Annotated in this window: 15 protein-coding genes; 5 read left to right on the top strand and 10 right to left on the bottom strand. The window is 70.7% G+C overall.

Going from position 1 to position 18,921, the window contains the following annotated elements; translation table 11 throughout:
* Nucleotide 1: 1 nt before the first annotated feature.
* Nucleotides 2-3,673 (bottom strand): FecR domain-containing protein, encoded by a 3,672-nt coding sequence (locus tag ABEG18_RS09780; RefSeq protein WP_406857872.1) that lies wholly within the window; start codon nt 3,671-3,673, stop codon nt 2-4.
* A gap of 357 nt (nt 3,674-4,030) precedes the next feature.
* On the opposite strand from ABEG18_RS09780, the gene rimO reads away from it, so the two are divergent.
* The 3 genes from rimO to ABEG18_RS09765 are packed head-to-tail and all read left to right on the top strand — an operon-like array spanning nt 4,031 to nt 5,975.
* Nucleotides 4,031-5,347 (top strand): 30S ribosomal protein S12 methylthiotransferase RimO, encoded by a 1,317-nt coding sequence (gene rimO, locus ABEG18_RS09775; RefSeq protein WP_406857871.1) that lies wholly within the window; start codon nt 4,031-4,033, stop codon nt 5,345-5,347.
* A 54-nt stretch (nt 5,348-5,401) separates the two neighbouring features.
* The gene (locus tag ABEG18_RS09770; protein ID WP_406857870.1) at nt 5,402-5,683 is read left to right on the top strand and encodes a type II toxin-antitoxin system RelE/ParE family toxin; all 282 of its coding nucleotides are present in this window, start codon (nt 5,402-5,404) and stop codon (nt 5,681-5,683) included.
* Nucleotides 5,676-5,975 (top strand): HigA family addiction module antitoxin, encoded by a 300-nt coding sequence (locus ABEG18_RS09765; RefSeq protein ID WP_406857869.1) that lies wholly within the window; start codon nt 5,676-5,678, stop codon nt 5,973-5,975. The genes ABEG18_RS09770 and ABEG18_RS09765 overlap by 8 nt, the downstream gene beginning before the upstream one ends.
* A gap of 91 nt (nt 5,976-6,066) precedes the next feature.
* Here ABEG18_RS09765 and ABEG18_RS09760 read toward each other — a convergent pair whose 3' ends face one another.
* The 5 genes from ABEG18_RS09760 to ABEG18_RS09740 form a co-directional block, all read right to left on the bottom strand.
* Nucleotides 6,067-7,137: a BMP family ABC transporter substrate-binding protein gene (locus ABEG18_RS09760; RefSeq protein WP_406857868.1), complete on the bottom strand. Its 1,071-nt coding sequence runs from the start codon at nt 7,135-7,137 to the stop codon at nt 6,067-6,069.
* A gap of 79 nt (nt 7,138-7,216) precedes the next feature.
* The gene (locus ABEG18_RS09755; protein WP_406857867.1) at nt 7,217-8,134 is read right to left on the bottom strand and encodes an ABC transporter permease; all 918 of its coding nucleotides are present in this window, start codon (nt 8,132-8,134) and stop codon (nt 7,217-7,219) included.
* 1 nt (nt 8,135) lies between these two features.
* Nucleotides 8,136-9,203: an ABC transporter permease gene (locus ABEG18_RS09750; protein ID WP_406857866.1), complete on the bottom strand. Its 1,068-nt coding sequence runs from the start codon at nt 9,201-9,203 to the stop codon at nt 8,136-8,138.
* Nucleotides 9,193-10,749, bottom strand: a complete 1,557-nt coding sequence (locus ABEG18_RS09745) for an ABC transporter ATP-binding protein (protein ID WP_406858578.1) — start codon at nt 10,747-10,749, stop codon at nt 9,193-9,195. Before ABEG18_RS09745 ends, ABEG18_RS09750 begins: the two co-directional genes overlap by 11 nt.
* Nucleotides 10,750-10,912: 163 nt before the next feature.
* Entirely contained in the window at nt 10,913-11,884 is a 972-nt protein-coding gene (locus ABEG18_RS09740) for a quinone oxidoreductase family protein (protein WP_406857865.1), read from the bottom strand.
* A 142-nt stretch (nt 11,885-12,026) separates the two neighbouring features.
* Between ABEG18_RS09740 and ABEG18_RS09735 the strand changes: the two genes are divergently transcribed.
* Nucleotides 12,027-13,736, top strand: coding sequence for a SulP family inorganic anion transporter (locus tag ABEG18_RS09735; protein WP_406857864.1), 1,710 nt, complete (start codon nt 12,027-12,029; stop codon nt 13,734-13,736).
* Between the two features lie 7 nt (nt 13,737-13,743).
* Here ABEG18_RS09735 and ABEG18_RS09730 read toward each other — a convergent pair whose 3' ends face one another.
* The 3 genes from ABEG18_RS09730 to ABEG18_RS09720 all read right to left on the bottom strand — a co-directional run bounded on the left by ABEG18_RS09730 (nt 13,744) and on the right by ABEG18_RS09720 (nt 16,376).
* Complete coding sequence (locus tag ABEG18_RS09730) at nt 13,744-14,514, bottom strand: TerC family protein (RefSeq protein WP_406857863.1); 771 nt, start codon at nt 14,512-14,514, stop codon at nt 13,744-13,746.
* A 65-nt stretch (nt 14,515-14,579) separates the two neighbouring features.
* The gene (locus tag ABEG18_RS09725; protein WP_406857862.1) at nt 14,580-15,323 is read right to left on the bottom strand and encodes a CDP-alcohol phosphatidyltransferase family protein; all 744 of its coding nucleotides are present in this window, start codon (nt 15,321-15,323) and stop codon (nt 14,580-14,582) included.
* Between the two features lie 180 nt (nt 15,324-15,503).
* A complete protein-coding gene (locus ABEG18_RS09720; RefSeq protein WP_406857861.1) occupies nt 15,504-16,376 on the bottom strand; it encodes a DUF2182 domain-containing protein in 873 nt (290 codons plus the stop codon).
* 217 nt (nt 16,377-16,593) lie between these two features.
* On the opposite strand from ABEG18_RS09720, the gene ABEG18_RS09715 reads away from it, so the two are divergent.
* The gene (locus ABEG18_RS09715; RefSeq protein WP_406857860.1) at nt 16,594-17,811 is read left to right on the top strand and encodes a UbiH/UbiF family hydroxylase; all 1,218 of its coding nucleotides are present in this window, start codon (nt 16,594-16,596) and stop codon (nt 17,809-17,811) included.
* A gap of 25 nt (nt 17,812-17,836) precedes the next feature.
* Here ABEG18_RS09715 and ABEG18_RS09710 read toward each other — a convergent pair whose 3' ends face one another.
* On the bottom strand, nt 17,837-18,901 hold the full coding sequence (locus ABEG18_RS09710; protein ID WP_406857859.1) for a CaiB/BaiF CoA transferase family protein: 1,065 nt from the start codon (nt 18,899-18,901) through the stop codon (nt 17,837-17,839).
* Nucleotides 18,902-18,921: the final 20 nt, after the last annotated feature.

Below are 18,921 nucleotides of genomic sequence, written 5' to 3'. Positions count from 1 at the left end.
CTCAGAACCGCGCCGTCGCGGTCGCCGTCACGGTGCGGCCGGAGCCGAGCAGGCCGCTGGAGCGCTCCGCCTTCTCGTCGAAGATGTTGTACACGGCGACGCCCATCTGGAGCCGCCGGTCCGGCGTCTCCCAGGTCAGGCTGGCGTCCGTGGAGGCGAAGTCGTCGATGCGCGTTCCGGCGAGGTCGCCGCGCCGCCGGCTGACCACGGTCTCGGCCACCGTCAGCTTCAGCCGCGAGGGATGGACGAAGGTCACGCCGGCCCGGGCGAAGCGCTCCGGGATGAAGGGGACGGGAAGTCCCGTCGCCAGCCCGCGCGTGATCTCGCTGTCGGCGGCGCCGACGGTGGCGAAAACGCCGACGCCGCCGCCGAGCCAGAGATTGGCCGTCGCCGTCACCCGGTCGATCCGGGCCTTGTCGATCGCGAGCGTCGTCTGCAGGTTCGGGATGAGGATGCCGAGGTCCCCGGCCGTCTGGCGCTGGTACTCGACGGCGGTGAAGAACCGCTTCGACCATTCGGCGTCCCAGCGCAGGGCCGCCGTGCTCATCCGGCCGCCGAGCGACGCCGGCAGCAGGTTCGGGGCGATGCCGATCGTGGTCACGGGGGAGAGCGTGAAGGCTGAGGCCTGCTCGACGTCCTGGCGGTAGACCGCCCGCAGCCACTGGCCTTCCCAGGGCGACACCGCGAGGCCCAGGCGCGGGCCAAGCCCGCGGACGGTGCGCTCCTGGTCCGGCCCGGCGCGGACGGAGACAGCCTCCTCGGGCGCGCGCAGCAGCGTCCCGAACAGGCCGGCCTCGGCCTCGAATCGGTCCGACGGACGCCAGAGCGCGTCGGCGTAGACCCGGCCGGACCGGAAGGAGGACCGGGTGCGGGCGAAGGCGGGATCGCCCTCCACCGGCGGATCGAGGATGAATTGCTGGCTGAGGCTGGTCGCCGTCGCCCGGCCGACCTGTCCCTCCACGCCATAGCGCAGCGACACGTCGCCGACGCCGACCGTGTGGTTCACCGACGCCGTCGCGACGTCGAGCCGCTGCCGGTCGCGCATGGAGGCCAGCGCCGGGAAGCTCACCGGGACGCCCGGAAAGGGCGCGAGTTCGAAGGCCGACAGAGATCCCTGGCGCGTCGCCCCGGAGGCGGCCGTGACGGCGACGTTGACGACGTTGCGGTCCGAGAAGGTGTGGCTCCAACCCAGGCCGACCTGCCCGTTCAGCACCTCGTTGCGCAGGCGCGCCGTCCCGCCGCCATTGGCGAGCACGAAGCGGGGGTCGAGCCTGCTGAAGGAGCCGAACATGAGGAACCGGTCGGCGCTGCTCGGCGCGGAACCCACGAAGAAGGAGCCGTTCTGGCCGACGTCCCACTCGCGCGTGAGCGGGTCCGGCGCGCGGACCGCGTTGGCGGAGACCACGAAGGAGGTGGGATAAGGCAGGTTCGAGAAGCCCTGCACGGTGACGCCGCTCTGCCATCCGGCCCGCCCATCGCGCGCCACGACGCCCCCGGAGACCTCGGTGTCGAGGAAGGGCCGGCGGAGCAGGTCGATGCGCCCGGCCCGGCCCGCCACGGCCAGCGGATCGTAGAGCAGGCCCTGGACGATGAGGTTGAACGCCTGCAGGTCGAAGGCGGCCGGGTCGTTCTTCAGGTCCGGCACCGTCTCCAGCAGCGACGGGAGAGACCGGGCGTTGGCCTGGTCGAAATAGCCCGTCGAGGTGAACGGATCGAAGACCCGGTCGCCGTAATAGCGGGCCCAGGCGTCCAGACCGATCAGGCGGTAGGCTTCCGACATGTAGGAGCCGCCCGCCTTGGTGTGGGCCAGGGGCGCGTAATAGCCGCCGCGGTTGCGGAAGCGCCGGATCGATTCCCGCGCGTTCTCGATGGCGTCGTCGGCCTTGCGCATGTCGATCGCGATGGCGGTGCGGGCGACCGAGGTCACGGGGTCGCTCGGGTCAAGCCGGTCGGCGGCGTCGAGCTGCTGCTCGGCCAGGTCCACCTGCCCGTCCATGTAGTAGCCGATGGCGGCGGCGAGGACGCCGTTCGCGTAGGACGGATTGGCGGCGGTGCCGGCGAGGAAGTACTCGATGGCCTTCGCGGAGTCGCCCCGCTGCAGCAGGAGCCGGCCCTTGGCCGTGTAGGCGACGTAGAAGGCGGGATCGACCGCCAGCGCCTTGTCGATCAGCACGGCCACCTCGTCGACGCGGCTCTGGTCGAGCAGCGTGATGGCAAGGTTGGCGTAGGCGACGGGGCTGTCCGGGTCGACCTCGATGGCGCGGCGGAACGCGGCCTCCGACTCGCGCTGGGCGTCGCGGGCGCTCTGGATCAGGCCGATGGCGTTCCAGACCTGGGCGTCCCCGGGCGCGAGGGCGGCGGCGCGCTGCAGATCGGCGAGAGCGCCGTCCAGGTCGCTGTCGACGTCGCCCTTCAGCATGCTGCGGGTCAGCAGCACCAGCGGGTCGTCCGGATCGAGGCGGCTCAGCTTCTCGACGCGCTCGCGCATGGCGTCGCGCCGGTCCAGCGCGTAGGAGACCTGCGCGCCGAACGAGCCGAGGAGCGTGTCGTTCGGGTGAAGGCGCTCGGCCGCCTCGGCGACCTTGGCGGCGTCCTCCAGGTTGCTCGTGAAGCCGGTCAGGAAAGCCTTCAGCAGGGCCGAGTAGCCGTCGCCTGACTGAATCTTGGGCTCCGGCAGGACGCGCCGCGGATCGGCAAGCGAGGCCGCGATGTAGCCGCCATAGGCCGCCGTCACCCGGCGGCGCCCGGAAAGGCCCGCTTCGGCGCGCTTGAACAGCCGGGCGGCGTCGCTCCATCGCCTCTCGCGCGCCGCGAGCGTCGCGGCGACGAGGTCCGCCCGGGCGCGCTGGGCCGGGGTGAGCCGGCCAGCCTCGGCCTCGCGCAGCAACGCCGCGGACATATCGCGCGTCTCCCGGCCGAGCGAGACCTCGGCCAGCGTGAGGCGGTCCTCTGCGCTGCGCGACGTCGGGGCGAGCGCCTCGATGCGCGCCTTTTCCCGCCGCAGGGCGGCGCCCTGGAGCGGCGTCGCCGGCATCCAGGTGAAAGCGTCGCGCAGGGTGAGGTGAAGCAGCATCTGCTCCCGCTCCTTGCGCTTCACCAGGATGATCTTGGTGGGGGCCGACCCGATGGTGGCGACCGCGGCTTCGCCCTGCCGCACCGTGACGGAGCCCTGGGGGTTCGTGAGGTCGACGACGCCCTCAATGACGACCAGCGACGTCTTCGAACCGTCGACGGAGAGCGACCAGTCGGTGCCGCGGATCGTCGCCGCGGCGGCGGGCGTCTTCACTACCACGCCGGTGCCGCCGCGCGCGGCGCGAGCCCACACATTGCCGGCCGGGAGCTCGACCGAGGTGGGGCGATCGCCGGAGGCGATGTCGTTGAGCACCAGGGTCGAGCGCGGGCCCACCCGGATCTGGGTCTGGTCGGAGAACAGGATCCCGAGATTGCCGATCATGTTGGTGCGCAGCGTGTCGCCGCCGACGAGATCCTGCCGGACCTCAGCCGGGCGCCAGGCTTCGTCTTTCACGAAACGCAATTCCTCGCCGCCCTTGTTGGCCACGATGGCGCCGAGCGGCGCGGCCTGGCGCGGAACAGGCGCCTGGGCGAAGACGGGGACGGACCAGCTCGCCGCCGCGACGGCGAGCCCCAGCAGGCGGAACACAACACACTTCATGCGCTCAAACTCATCGACATCGCGGCCCGGCTGCGCCGCCGACGAGGAGCGGCGCCTCGGCCGGACCCCATCTTCGCCACAGTTTCGACAGGGTTCGCGCAGGTCAAGAAATCAACTCACGGTTGTCTTCAGAAGAAGGGTGACCGTGTTCAATCCGTCACGGCGGCCCTCGCCTGTGCGCGATCGCACATCGCTGCGCCGCTTCAGGTGGAGCCGCCGGATCGACGACCGACTCGCGCCGGCTATGGCCGCGCTTGTCCTCGCGGCTCCACGGGCGTATGAGAGCGCGCCGGGCCGGACGCGCAAACGCGATGCCGGCCCACTCCTTTTTCAGCCAAACCTTGGGACCTGACCCGCATGACGGCCCAGCCCCGCATTTCCTTCGTCTCGCTCGGTTGTCCGAAAGCGCTGGTGGACAGCGAACGGATCATCACGCAGCTGCGGGCCGAGGGCTACGAACTGGTCAAGACGCATGAGGGCGCGGACGCCGTCATCGTCAACACCTGCGGGTTCCTGGACAGCGCCAAGGCGGAATCGCTGGCCTCGATCGGCGACGCGCTGGCCAAGAACGGCAAGGTGATCGTGACCGGCTGCATGGGCGCCGAGCCCGAGCAGATCCGAGCCGCCCACCCGGGCGTGCTGGCGATCACGGGGCCGCAGGCCTATGAGAGCGTCGTCAACGCCGTCCATGAGGCGGTGCCGCCGGCACATGATCCGTTCATGGACCTGGTGCCGCCGCAGGGCGTCAAGCTGACGCCGCGTCATTACGCTTATCTCAAGATTTCAGAGGGTTGCAACAATCGTTGCACCTTCTGCATCATTCCCAAGCTGCGCGGCGACCTCGCCTCGCGGCCGGTCGGCGACGTGCTGCGCGAGGCCGAGAAGCTCGTGAAGGCGGGCGTCAAGGAGCTGCTGGTCGTCTCGCAGGACACCTCCGCCTATGGCGTCGACATGCGCTACGCCCCGAGCCCCTGGCAGGGCCGCGAGGTGCGCACCCGCTTCTACGACCTCGCCAAGGAGCTCGGCGAGCTCGGCGCCTGGGTGCGGCTGCACTACGTCTATCCCTATCCGCACGTGGACGAGGTCATCCCGCTGATGGCCGAGGGCAAGGTGCTGCCCTATCTCGACATCCCCTTCCAGCACGCCTCCCCGAAGGTGCTGAAGGCCATGCGCCGCCCCGGCAACCAGGACAAGACGCTGGAGCGCATCCGCGCCTGGCGCGAGATCTGCCCGGACCTCGCCATCCGCTCCACCTTCATCGTCGGCTTCCCGGGCGAGACCGAGGAGGACTTCGAGACGCTGCTGGCCTTCCTGGACGAAGCCAGGATGGAGCGCGTCGGCTGCTTCAAATACGAGCCCGTGACGGGCGCGACCGCCAACGACCTCGGCCTGCCGGTGGTGCCGGACGAGGTGAAGCAATCGCGCTGGGACCGCTTCATGGCGCGCCAGCAGGCCGTCAGCGCCAAGCGCATCGCGTCGCGCGTCGGGCGGCGCATCAAGGTCATCATCGACCAGCCCGGCCCCACCGTCTCGAAGGGCCGCTCCCAGTGGGACGCGCCGGAGATCGACGGCAACGTCTACGTGGCGAGCCGCCGGCCGCTGCGGTCCGGCGACATCGTCACTGTCAAGGTCGAACGGGCGGACGCGTATGACCTGCACGGAGTGGCGGTCTGAAACTGTCAACACAGTGTTGACAGACTCGATCTAGCCCCGCATGCTCTGGCCATTGTGATTGGCCATTTTCGCTCCAAGACGTTGCGGCAGTTCTGGGAAGAAGGCCGTACGCGCGGCCTGAGGCCGGATTGGGTTGGGCGCGTCGGGCGCATTCTGGACGTCTTGGATCAGGCGGATGCAGCCACCGACTTGAACCTGCCGGGATTGGGCTTCCACGCTCTCACGGGAGACATGAAAGGCCGCTTCGCCGTCACGGTCTCGCGCAATTGGCGGATCACCTTCGCGTTTGAAGGCGGCATGGCGACGGACATCGATCTGGAGGACTACCATGGCTAGCGTGAGATCGCCCGGCCGTTGCCCGACGCATCCGGGCGCGCTGCTGCGGGAAGACATTCTTCCTGCGGTCGCAAAGTCGAAGACCGAGATCGCGGCGCTTCTCGGGATCTCGCGCGAGACGCTCTATCGGTTGCTGCGGGAAGAGCAGAGCGTCACGGCTGAACTGGCCGCGCGCCTCGGCAAACTGTTCGGGAACGGTCCGGGGCTCTGGCTGCGCATGCAGGCCGCGCATGACGAATGGCGGGCGCAGCAGATGGACGTTTCCGCCATTCCGACGCTCAGCGCCGCTTAGGCGGCTATGGAGTCGCGCGCCAGCGGCGTTCAGAACCGAGCACCAAGGAGCCCCCGGAGGCGAGCAGATCGCCTCCGGAGGAAAACCCGCCTTACTTCGGCAGCTTGTCGTCGATGCCCTTCACGTAGAAGGCCATGCCGAGCACCTGCTCGTCGGAGAGGTTCGCGCCGCCCTTGCACTCCACCGTCTTGCCGTCCTGGTCGACGACCGGGCACTTGAACGGGTTCAGCGCGCCGGACTTGATGGCGGCTTCCGTATCGGTCGCCAGCTTCTTCACGTCGTCGGGCATGTTGGTGAAGGGGGCCATGTTGACCATGTTGGCCGCAAAGCCGCCCCAGGTGTCCTCGGACTTCCAGGTGCCGTCCAGCGCGGCCTTCACGCGGGCCACGTAGTAGTCGTTCCAGTTGTCGACGATGGAGGTCAGCGTCGCCTTGGGGGCGAAGCGGATCATGTCGGAGGCCTGCCCGAAGGCGAGCTTGCCGCGGCCTTCGGCCTGCTGCAGCGGCGCCGGGCTGTCGGTGTGCTGGGTGATGATGTCCGCGCCCTGGTCGAGCAGCGCCTTGGCGGCGTCGGCTTCCTTGCCGGGGTCGAACCAGGTGTTGGCCCAGACGATCTTGACCTTGATGGCCGGGTTCACGGACTGCGCGCCCAGCATGAAGGCGTTGATGCCGGACACGACCTCGGGGATCGGGAAGGAGGCGACGTAGCCGATGGTGTTGGACTTCGTCAGCTTGCCGGCGATGACGCCCTGCACGTAGCGGCCTTCGTGGAACTTGGCCGAGTAGGTCGCCAGGTTCTTCTCGCGCTTGTAGCCGGTGGCGTGCTCGAACAGAACGTTCGGGTACTTCTTGGCGACCTTCACGGTCGGCTCCATGAAGCCGAAGGAGGTCGTGAAGATCAGCTTGTGGCCGGTGCGGGCGAGCTGCTCGATGGAGCGCTCGGAATCGGCTTCCGGCACGTTCTCCAGGAAGGTGGTCTCGACCTTGTCGCCGAGCGCCTTCTCGACCGCGAGGCGGCCCTGGTTGTGCTGGTAGCTGTAGCCGAAATCGCCGATCGGGCCGACATAGATGAAGCCGACCTTCAGCTTGTCGGCGGCGGCGGCCGGCGTGGCCAGCCCGGCCGCGACCGCGATCGCGCCGGCGACCTTGAACAATGTGCGCATTCTCGTCTCCACTCCCCGGGTAATCAATAAGCAGGTTGAACCGTACCCGACCCGGTCTTCCCCGAAAACATCAATCGGATCAGCGATCCGGCACGAAGGACGTCCCCAACGACCCGGGCGCGGCGGCGGCCTTGCGCCGGCCCGCCGACATGATCACCAGAGCGACGATGGTGGCCACGTAGGGGAACGCCGACATCACCTGCGAGGGAAAGCCCAGTGAGGCCGCCTGGGCGTGCAGCTGCAACACGGTCGCGCCGCCGAAGAGATAGGCGCCGAACAGCACGCGCAGCGGCTTCCAGGAGGCGAAGACCACGAGCGCCAGCGCGATCCAGCCGCGACCGGCCGTCATGCCGGGCGACCAGAAGGGCGTGTAGACGAGCGACAGGTAGGCGCCCGCGAGCCCGGCGCAGCCGCCGCCGAACAGGATGGCGAGGAGGCGCACCTGCATCACCGGCAGGCCCAGCCAGTGCGCGGAGGTGTGGTTCTCGCCGATGGAGCGCAGCGTGAGGCCTGCCCGGCTGCGGCCCAGGAACCACAGAACTGCGATCGCCAGCGCGAGCGAGAGATACACGAACGGGTCCTCGCCGAAGAGCAGGCGTCCGACGCCCGGAAGCTCCGTGAGGCCCGGGATGCGGATGGCCGGGATCGCCTCGCGGCTCGTGCCGACGAAGCCGGCGCCGATCAGCCCGGACAGGCCCAACCCCACGATGGTGAGCGCCAGCCCGGTCGCGACCTGGTTGGTGGCGAGGCCGAGCGTCAGCAGCGCGAACACGGCCGAGAGCGCCACGCCGGCCGCGACGGCGGCCAGCACGCCGAGCGCGGATGAGCCGCTCAGCGTGGCGGCCGCAAAGCCGCAGGCGGCCCCCACCGCCATCATGCCCTCGATGCCGAGGTTGAGCACGCCGGCGCGCTCCACCACGAGTTCGCCCAGGGCGGCGATCAGCAACGGCGTCGCGGCGGTGATCACGGTGATGAAAATGGCCTGCCAGATGTCCATGTCAGGCCCTCGCCATCGTGACGATCCGCACGCGATAAGACACCAGCGCGTCGGCGGCGAGCACGCACATCAGGAGCACGCCCTGGAAGGTGCGGGTGAGATCGAGCGGCAGCTTCAGGGCGATCTGGGCGCTTTCGCCGCCGATCACCGTCAGCGCCACCACGAGCGCGCCAAACACCATGCCGAGCGGATGGAGGCGGCCGAGAAACGCCACCGTGATGGCCGTGAACCCGTAGCCGGACGAGATGCCGGGCTTGAGCTGCCCGATCTGGCCCAGCACCTCCAGCACGCCCGCGAGCCCGGCCGCCGCGCCCGAAATCGCGAACGCCGCCAGCACCATGCGGTTGGCGTCGAAGCCGGCGAAGCGCGCCGCCTTGGGGGCTTCGCCGGCCACCCGCACGCCAAAGCCGAACAGGGTGCGGCTGATCACGAACCAGGCGACCAGCACCAGCACGGGCCCCAGCAGCACGCCGGCGTGCAGGCGGCCGCCGTCGGCCAAAAAGGGCAGCGTGGCGTCGAAGTTCACGGTCTGCGGGAAGTTGAAGCCCTTCGGGTCGCGCCAGGGCCCGCGCACCAGATAGTCGAGCACGAGGTCGGCGACATAGACCAGCATCAGGCTGGACAGGATCTCGCTGACCCCGAACGCCACGCGCAGAAGCGCCGGGATCATCGCGTAGGCGAGCCCGCCGAGCGCTCCCATCACGAGCGCCATCGGGATGACCCAGGCGCCCGCGCCGGAGCCCGCCGTGTAGAGCGGCAGAATGGAGCCGACCAGCGCGCCGATGATGAACTGCCCCTCGGCGCCGATGTTCCACAGGCTAGCACGGAAGCAGAAGGAGAGCCCGACCGCGATGATCAGCAGCGGCGTAGCCTTCACAGCCATTTCCTGCAGGCCCCAGCTCTCCGACAGCGTGTCGACGAAATAGACCTGGAAGGCGGCGGCCGGCGAGCGGCCCATGACGGCGATCACGACGCCGCCGATCAGCACGGCCGCGATCACGGCCGCCACTGGCGCGAGCACGCGCGCCCAGGGCGAGACGTCCCCGCGCGGGACGAGTTCAAGCCGCATGGGGACGCTCCTCGGCCGTGCCGGCCATCAGCAGGCCGATCCTCTCGCGATCGATCTCGCGCGCCGGGTGGGTGGCCGAGAGGTGGCCGTCATGGATCACCGCGATGCGGTCCGCGATGGCGAAGATCTCGTCGAGGTCCTGGCTGATCACCACCACGGCCGCGCCGCGCGCCGCCAGATCGATCAGCGCCTGCCGGATGGTGGCCGCCGCGCCGGCGTCGACGCCCCAGGTGGGCTGGTTGACGATCAGCACGCCGGGTTCGCGCAGGATCTCGCGGCCGACGACGAATTTCTGCAGGTTGCCGCCCGAGAGCGTGCCGGCGGGCGGGTCCACCCTGCCCTTGCGGACGTCGAACACGCGGATGATCTCGGCCGCCACGGCCTTTGCAGCCGCCGCGTCCACCAGCCCGCGGCTGGCGACGCCGCCGGTGGCGTGGCGCGACAGGACGACGTTCTCGGAGAGCGTCAGCTTGGGCGCCGCCGCGTGGCCGTTGCGCTCCTCGGGCACGAAGGCCGCCTTGCGCCGGCGCCGCGCGTCGATGTCGTCGCGGCCGACGTCGACGCCGTCGATGCGCACCGCGCCAGCCGTCTCGGCGCGCGACTCGCCCGATATGGCGGCGAAGAGCTCGGCCTGGCCGTTGCCGGCGACGCCCGCCACGCCGACGATCTCGCCGCCGCGCACCGCAAGGTCGACGCCCTTCAGGGCGACGCCGTGGATCTCGTCCGGCGCCAAGGACAACGCGTTCAGCTCGAAGCGCACGGGCCCGAGCTGGTGCGCGGCGGCGGCGCGGACCTCCATCACCTCCGAGCCCACCATGAGGCTGGCGAGACGGCGCACGCTCTCCTGTCGCGGATCGCAAGCGGCCACGACCTTGCCGGCCCGCATCACGGTGGCGCCGCTGCACAAGCGCTTCACCTCCTCGAGACGGTGGGTGATGTAGAGGAGGCCGCAGCCGCCGGCCGCGAGCTTCTCCAGCGTGACGAAGAGGGTGTCGGCTTCCTGCGGGGTGAGCACCGAGGTGGGCTCGTCCAGGATCAGCAGGCGCGGCTCGCGCAGCAGCGCCCGCACGATCTCGATGCGCTGGCGCTCGCCGGCCGAGAGCGTCCAGACCGGGCGGCCAGGCTCCAGCGCGAGGCCGTAGCGCTCGCCCACCGCGGCGATGCGGGCAGCGATGGAGCGCATGTCCTCGCCCTTGGGCAGCGCGACCGCGATGTTTTCGGCGACCGTGAGATTGTCGAACAGCGAGAAGTGCTGGAACACCATGCCGATGCCGAGCCGGCCGGCGTCCTCCGGGTTGGCCAGCGTCACCGGCTGGCCCTGCCAGCGGATCTCGCCCTCGTTGGGCTGCAGGAGGCCGAACAGGATCTTCACCAGCGTCGACTTGCCGGCGCCGTTCTCGCCCAGCAGCGCGTGGATCTCGCCGGCGCGGATGTCGAGATCGACATGGTCGTTGGCGGTCAGCGTCCCGAACCGCTTCACGATGCCGCGCAGGCTCACCAGCGGCGGCTCGCCCGCCGGGCCGTCCTGATCCACCCCGCCCGCCATCGCTACCCCTCGCACGTCTCCTGCGGCTCTTCTGGGGAGCCCATGCAGGTCGGGCGCCACTGTCCCGCTCGAGGCGGCCCTCGACGGATTTTGGACCGGGTCGAGGCGGACCCGCAACGGCTAACCTCCGGTTTCGCCCAGCTTTTCCGCCTCGCCTCGCCCCTTACGGGATCAGGATCGTGGCTCCGGTCGTCTCGCGCCCTTCGAGCGCCCGGTGGGCGTCTGCCGCATCTTTAAGCGCGAAGGTCTGGCTGACCGGGATCTTCACGGCCCCGGAGGCGATCACCGCGAACAGGTCCTCGCACATGGCCAGCAGGTCCGGCCGCTCCGCCGCATAGGTGAAGAGAGTCGGACGGGTGGCGAAAAGCGAGCCCTTCTGGGCCAGGATGCCGATGTTGAAGGCGTCGATCGGCCCGGAGGCGCTGCCGAAGCTGACGAACATGCCCAGAGGCCGCAGGCAGTCCAGGGAGCCCGGAAAGGTCGCCTTGCCGATGCCGTCATAGACGACGTGGCACTTCTTGCCGCCGGTGATCTCGGCCACGCGAGCGACGAAGTCCTCCTCGCGGTAGAGGATCGCGTGATGGCACCCGTTGGCCTTGGCGAGTTCGGCCTTGTCGGCGCTGCCGACCGTTCCGATCACGGTGGCGCCGAGATGCGCGCCCCATTGCGAGGCGATGAGGCCGACCCCGCCGGCGGCGGCGTGGATCAGGATCGTGTCGCCGGGCTGCACCCGGTAGGTGCGGCGCAGCAGATACTGGGCCGTGAGCCCCTTCAGCATCATCGCCGCGCCGGTCTCGTAGGAGATCGCCTCCGGCATCTTGACCAGAACCTTGGCGGGCACGTTCCGCTCCTCGGCGTAGCCGCCCAGGCGCGCCACATAGGCGACGCGGTCCCCCGGCCGGAACTCCGTCACGCCGTCGCCGACGGCCGTCACGTCGCCGGAGGCTTCGCTGCCCGGGATGAACGGGGCCTGCGCCGGATAGGCGCCGGTCCGGTCATACACGTCGATGAAGTTCAGCCCGATCGCCCGGTGGCGCACCCGCACCTCGCCCGGCCCCGGCGCAGGCAGGTCGACGTCCTCATAGACCATCGCCTCCGGACCACCCACCTTGTGAACCCTGACCGCCTTGACCATGCATCGTTCCTTCGCGTTTGCAGGCGCATCTTAAGGAGATGACCGGACTCGGCAACCGCCTTCGACTCTGCCATCATTTCACATCGATCATACGTGTTTTTGACGGCGCGGACCCGCGCGGCTGACCTGGATCCTGCATCCGATGACGTCCTCACCACGGCGCGCCCGGCCGAGCTTCGCCGAACTCTTCACCCCCAAGCTCGTCACCGTCCTGCGCGAGGGCTATGGGAGCAAGGCCTTCCGGGCCGATGCGCTGGCGGGCTTCACGGTGGCGATGGTCGCCCTGCCCCTCTCGATGGCGATCGCCAAGGCGAGCGGCGCGACGCCAGACCGGGGGCTCTACGCCGCCATCGTCGGCGGGTTCCTGGTCTCGGCGCTGGGCGGGAGCCGGTTCCAGATCGGCGGCCCCGCCGGGGCCTTCATCGTGGTGGTGGCGGCCGCCATCGAGCGGCACGGGTTCGACGGCTTCCTGCTGGCGACCATGCTGGCCGGCCTCATTCTCATCGGGGTCGGGTTCCTGCGGCTCGGCGCCTACATCAAATACATCCCCCACCCGGTGACGGTGGGTTTCACCAGCGGCATCGCGGCGATCATCTTCGCCAGCCAGGTCACGGACCTGCTCGGGCTCACGCTGCCGGGGCGCGAGCCCGCCGCGTTCCTGCCCAAGGTCCAGGCCATCGGGGCGGCGCTGCCCACCGCGAGCCCCGGGGCCCTGGCGATCACGGCGCTGTCCATCGGCCTCATCCTGACGCTGAGGCGGGTCCGGCCGCATTGGCCCGGCTTTCTCATCGCCATCGCGGCGGCGTCGCTCGCCTCCGCGGCGCTGGCGCGCGCCGGCTTTCCGGTGGAGACGATCGGGTCGAAATTCGGCGGCGTCCCGAGCTCCCTGCCTTCCCCGGCCCTGCCGCCGATCTCGCTCGAGCGGATCGCGGCCGTGCTGCCGGACGCGGTGACCTTCGCGCTCCTGGGCGGCATTGAATCGCTGCTCTCAGCCGTGGTCGCGGACGGGATGAGCGGCCGCCGCCACCGCTCGAATTGCGAGCTGGTCGCGCAGGGCGTCGGCAACATCGCCTCGGCGCTGTTCGGCGGCCTGTGCGTCACCGGCACGATCGCCCGCACCGCCACGAATGTGCGGGCGGGCGCCAGGGGCCCGGTCGCCGGGATGCTGCACTCGGCGTTCCTGCTCCTGCTGATGCTCGTGGCCGCGCCCCTCGCGGCCTATATCCCGCTGGCCTCGCTCGCCGCCGTGCTGGCCATCGTGTCCTGGAACATGGCCGAGAAGGCCGAGTTCGTCGCCATCCTGCGCCATTCGCGCGGTGACGGGCTGGTGCTGCTGGCGACCTTCCTGCTCACCGTGTTCCGCGACCTCACCGAGGCCATCGCGGTCGGCGTCGTGCTGGGCGCGGTGATGTTCATGCACCGGATGGCCGAACTCGTCAGCGTCGAGACCCACGCCGACCTGATCGAGGACGACCAGCCCGACGACGTGGGCTCGCGCGGGGCCTATCTGGGGCTCGCCAACGGATCGGACGTGATCGCCTACCGGATCGCGGGACCGTTCTTCTTCGGGGCGGCGTCGGAGGTGGCGGCCGTGCTGGACCGCATCGGCGAATCCCCCAGGGCCTTTGCGCTGGACCTTGGGGGCGTGCCCTTCGCCGACTCGACGGCGGCGCGCTCGCTGCGCAGCTTCGCCGAGAAGGCCGCCCGCAAGGGCGCGCAGGTCTACGCGGTCGCAGCGCGGCCCGCCGTGCGCCGCGTCCTGGCCGAGCATGGCGCGGGCGAGCCGCTGATCGTCTATGTGGACACGCTGGACGAGGCCAAGGCGCGCAGCGCCGAGAGGGCCGCGGCGTAGACGGGGGTCAGCCCTCGCTGCCCACCGGCTGCTTCTCAGCCTTGGCGGCCTGCGCCATCCGGGCCGCCTTGCGCCGGCGCGCGGCCGTGATGTTGATCGCTTCCACGCAGGCCGAGAAGGCCATGGCGACGTAGATGTAGCCGCGCGGCAGGTGGAAGCCCGTGGCCTCGGCGCAGAGCGAGGCGCCGATCAGGATCAGGAAGGCCAGGGCCAGCATCTTGGTGGTGGGATGGGCGGCGATGAAGGCCGAGACGGGACCGGACGCCACATACATGACGATCATGGACAGCAGCACCGCCGCCACCATGATCGACAGGTTGTCGGCCATGCCGATCGCCGTGACGATGGAGTCGATGGAGAACACCAGGTCGACCAGGGCGATCTGCATGATCGCGGCCATGAAGGCCCGCGGCGCCGCGCCCTTCTGGGCCTCGTCGTGATCGCCCTCCAGCCCGGCGTGGATCTCGTGCGTCGCCTTGGCGATCAGAAAGCCGCCGCCGCCGAGCAGGATCAGGTCGCGCCAGGAGAGGCCGAGGCCGAACACCGTCATCACGGGCTTCGTCAGGCCGATGATCCAGGTGAGCAGCGACAGGAGCAGGACGCGAAACACCAGCGCCAGCAGGAGGCCGATCGCCCGCGCCCGCTTGGCCTGCTCCTCGGGAAGCCGGGCCACCAGGACCGAGATGAACACGACGTTGTCGATGCCCAGCACGATCTCCATGGCGGTGAGCGTGAGCAGGGCGGCCCAGCCGGCGGGGTCCGTCAGCCAGTCCAGCATTCCGTCGCGTCCTTTCAGGCGAGTTCAGGCGCCCTGCGGCAGGGCGTGCCCAGCGGAGGGCGTGTTCAATGGGGCGAGATGGGGCCGGCCGGCCGTTTGCGCAACAGGCCCAGCCCCGTAAAATAGAGCGCGCAGATCAAAAGGACGGCGTGGGTGATGCGGTCCGGGTTCAACTTCTCGGCCACGGCCACGAAGCCGGCGACCGCCCAGACGGCCGACATCAGCAAGGTGAGCGGCTTCAGCTGCCGGACCCGGAACGGGTGGACGAACACGATGGGCAGCGCCTGCCCGACGGCCGCGACCAGGATCACCGCCGACGCGATCCAGGCCGGCGGGGCGTAGACGACGAGATAGAACGCGACGACGTTCCACACGGCCGGAAAGCCGGCGAACCAGTTGTCGGGCGTCTTCATGCGCAGGTCGGCGAAATAGAGCGCCGCCGACACGATGATCACCACCGCCCACAGGATGGCGATCTCGCGCGACCAGAGCTGGCAGAACACCAGGATCGCCGCCGGGACGAACACATAGGTCGTGAAGTCGATCACCAGGTCGAGGACGTCGCCGGAGATGTTGGGCAGGCGGTCGCGCACGTGCAAGGCGCGCGCGATGGTGCCGTCGATCCCGTCCACGATCAAAGCGAGGCCGAGCCAGCCGAAGGCCGCCGCATGATGGCCGTCCACGGTCGCCAGCAGCGCCAGGAAGGCGAGCGCGCCGCCCGAGGCGGTGAAGAAGTGGACGCAATAGGCGGGCAGCCGTTCTGCGAAGCTTCGTTTCCCCCGGTTTTCCACGATCGCTTCTTGTTCCACGCTTCGCACACCGATCCCAGGCAGGGCCCGCCCGAATGGGCGGAGGTCATGGTTCCTCGGCAGGCGGCCTGACGACGAACGGGAACCGTGGGCGATAAAACATCACCGCACGAGTTCTGGCCAGTGGGCGACCCGGTTGCACACGGTTGAATCGGCGCAAGGAGCGGGCTTCACCCCGCTTCACCGCCCGGTCAGGGCGCGCAGGACCGCCTCCGGCCCCACGGCCGAGACCGCGACGGCCAGGCCGGCCGCGATCAGCCCCGCCCCGATGGCGCGCGGGACGGCGCGGCCGGCGGACATCTTCTCCACCATGGCGAGCGACGCCAGCGCCGCCATCCAGACGAGGTTCATGGACCCGGCGAGCAGCATCAACCCCATCGTGGCGGCGCAGCAGCCGAGGCAGGCGCGGCCCTGCTCGACGCCCAGGCGAAGGCCGGAGAAGGTCGACGGTCCGGCCCCGCGCTCCAGTTCGCGGTCCGGCCGCCGGCACACGGCGAGGCAGCGGTCCTTCCAGTCGCTGAACTGGTAGAGGCCGGCCGCCCCCATGGCGAAGCCGGCCAGCACGCCGGCGGCGTTGGGCGGCAGGGCCAGGCGGGACGCCAGGCCGGCGAGGACCGTCTGCGCAAGCGCGGCCAGGATCGCCACCGCGATCCAGACCGCCAGATAGCCGGCGAGCACGGTGAGGGGCGACGCGCTGCGCTGTCCGTCGCGGCTGCGGCGCTCGACGATCCCCGCATAGGCGAGCGCCATGGGCGCGGCGGTCGGCAGCATCATGGCGACGGTCATCACCGACCAGAGCGCCGCCGCAAAGCCGAACCCGGCCAGGACCGGGCCGCCGGCGCCGCCGTCCAGCGCCGTGGGGCGGCAGATCGCGCTCAGGAGGGCGTCGGCGCCGGCGCCCGACCGGAGAGCCTCGGCCAGCAGCGCGCCCCAGGCGGCGAGCGTCAGCACGGCCACGGCCGCCGCGGTGGTCGCGGCGGGCCGCGAGGCGCCACCGCCGGCGAGCGGATCGGGGCGGGCCGGCGCGGAGGGAAGGAGCGGCGCTGGGGTCACCGGGGTAGAAAGCTCCTGGGCCTCTGGCTGGGCAATGCGGACAAACACCGATCCCGGCCCGCTGCGATGCGCCGCATGGCGCAAGCGAGCCTGCGCACAATCTAGAAGCCGGGTTCGGCCGGCGCGTTGACCCTGATCATGGTCCCGGGCCGCAATGCGGCCTTGACCAGGGCCGGCGCGGCCTGATGAATCGCTGCGACATGGAACGAGCGCGGACATGAACGGATCCCCAGCAGACCAACTCCATCCAGGGCCGTCGGCGCCCGGCGCGGGGTCGACCGGGCGGCGCCGGGTGGAGATCGCCGTGGTCGGGGCCGGCGCGGTGGGGCTCGCCGCCGCCATCGCGCTCGCCAAGGCGGGCTGGGAGGTGGCGCTGGTCGGCCCGACGGGCGCGCGCCCCGATGGGCGCACCGTCGCCCTGATGGAGGGCTCGCTGCAGTTCCTCATGTCGATCGGGGCGTGGGACGCGCTGGAGCCCCTCGCCTCGCCGCTGGCGGTCCTGACGATCGTGGACGACACGGGCGGCCTGCTGCGGGCCCCGCCCGTCAGCTTCCATGCGGGCGAGATCGGGCTCGACGCCTTCGGCCAGAACATCGAATCGGCGGCGCTCACGCAGGCGCTGGCCGAGGAGGCCGCCAGGGTTCCAGGCCTGACCCGGACCGACGACGCCGTCGCCTCGGTGCGCCTCGGCGACGACCGGGCGGAGCTGGCCCTGCGCTCGGGCGCGGCGATCGAGGCCGACCTCGTGGTGGGGGCGGACGGGCGCGAGTCGGTCGTGCGCGCCGCGGCGGGGTTGCATGAGCGCAGCTGGAGCTACAACCAGACCGCCCTGACGGCCATCCTGTCCCATGCGCGTCCGCACAAGGACGCGTCGACCGAGTTCCATACGCGCGAAGGCCCGTTCACCCTGGTGCCCATGGCGGGGCGCCGGTCGAGCCTCGTCTGGCTCGCCGCCCCCGAACGGGCCCGCGCGCTGGCGGGGCTGAGCGATCCGGAGTTCGCCCTTGCGGCGGAAAAGCAGTGCCATTCCATGCTCGGGCCCATGACGGTGGCCGGCCCGCGCGGCGTCGTTGCGATGTCAGGGATGGCGGTGGAAGGCTTCTCCGGCCGCCGCTGCGTCATCATCGGGGAAGCGGCGCACGTCTTCCCGCCGATCGGCGCGCAGGGGCTCAATCTGGGCTTGCGCGACGTGGCGGACCTCGCCCGGGCGGTGGGTCCGGTCGGGGGAGATCCCGGCGCGCCGGAGCGTCTGGCCGCCTTCGACCGCAAGCGGGCGCTCGACGTCCGGGCGCGGACGGCGGCCGTGGACCTTCTCAACCGGTCGCTCCTGGCCGCCTTCCTGCCTGTCGACATCGCCCGCAGCGCCGGCCTGCTGGCGCTCTCCTCCATCGGCCCGCTGCGGCGCTTCGTGATGCGCCAGGGGCTGGGGGCCTGACCCTCGCCATGCGGCGAGGACGACTTTAGCCGCCGTCTTGGCGGAACGCCGGGGCGATCGGCAGGACGGCGGCCGGGATGCTCCGCCCGCCCGGCTCGCTCACTTGCGCGTCGAACAGTCCCCGCGCCCTGAAGTGAGGGTCCGCCAGCGCCTCCTCGAGGCTCGCCACCACAGTGCAGCAGCAATCGAGCGGCCCGAGCCGCCGCGCCCACGTGGCCGCCGGCTCCGATCGAATGATGGCCGCCACGGCGGCGCGCGTGGCGTCCGGGTCGACATGGTCCCGCCGCAGCGCCTGCGGGAGCTCCAGCGCGTCGCAGAAGGTCGTCCAGAACTTCTCCTCCAGCGCCCCGACCGCCAGGAAACGCCCGTCGGCGGTCGCGTAGACGCCGTAGCGGGGCAGCCCGCCATGGAGCATGCCCTCGTTCGGCGCCGGGAAGCGGCCCGAGGCGTGGCCCTGCGCCAGGGCCAGCCAGCCGAAGGTGAACATCGCGTCGGCCATGGCGATGTCGAGCCGGCAGCCCGCGCCCGTCAGGTCGCGCTGGCGCAAGGCGAGCAGGATGTTGATCACGGCCGGCATGGAGCCGCCGGCGATGTCGGCCGCCAGGGCCGCCGGGACGGCCGGCGCCTCCGCCCGGCCGGGCGCAAGGCCGAGAAGGCCCGTCACGGCCTGGTAGTTGAGGTCGTGCCCCGCCTCGGCGGCCCGCGGCCCGTCCTGGCCGTAGCCCGTGATCGAGCAGTAGATGAGCCGCGGATTGATGCGGCTCAGCGCCTCGTAGCCGAAGCCCAGGCGCTCCATGACGCCCGGACGGAACTGCTCGACCAGGACGTCGGCGGCCTCGATGCGCGGCCTGAGGCGCTCCAGCGCGCCGGGATCCTTGAGGTCCTCGAAGATCACGCGCTTGCCGCGGTTCAGGACGGCGTAGGCGGCCGAGGCCTCGCCGAACCGGGGCGGAAAGCGGCGCATGTCCTCGCCGCCGGGCCGCTCGATCTTGAGCACGTCCGCCCCGGCCTCGGCCAGCATCAGCGTCGCCATCGGCCCCGGCAGAAGCGTCGAGAAATCAAGGACCGATAGTCCGGACAGCGGCTGCATCGTCGACCCGGCGTTCCCGC

Origin of the sequence: Alsobacter sp. KACC 23698, assembly GCF_045348435.1 — a bacterium.
In the GTDB taxonomy this organism is placed as follows: domain Bacteria; phylum Pseudomonadota; class Alphaproteobacteria; order Rhizobiales; family Beijerinckiaceae; genus Alsobacter.
The sequence above is the reverse complement of the archived record's forward strand: the minus strand, read 5'-3'. Positions and strand labels throughout refer to the sequence as shown.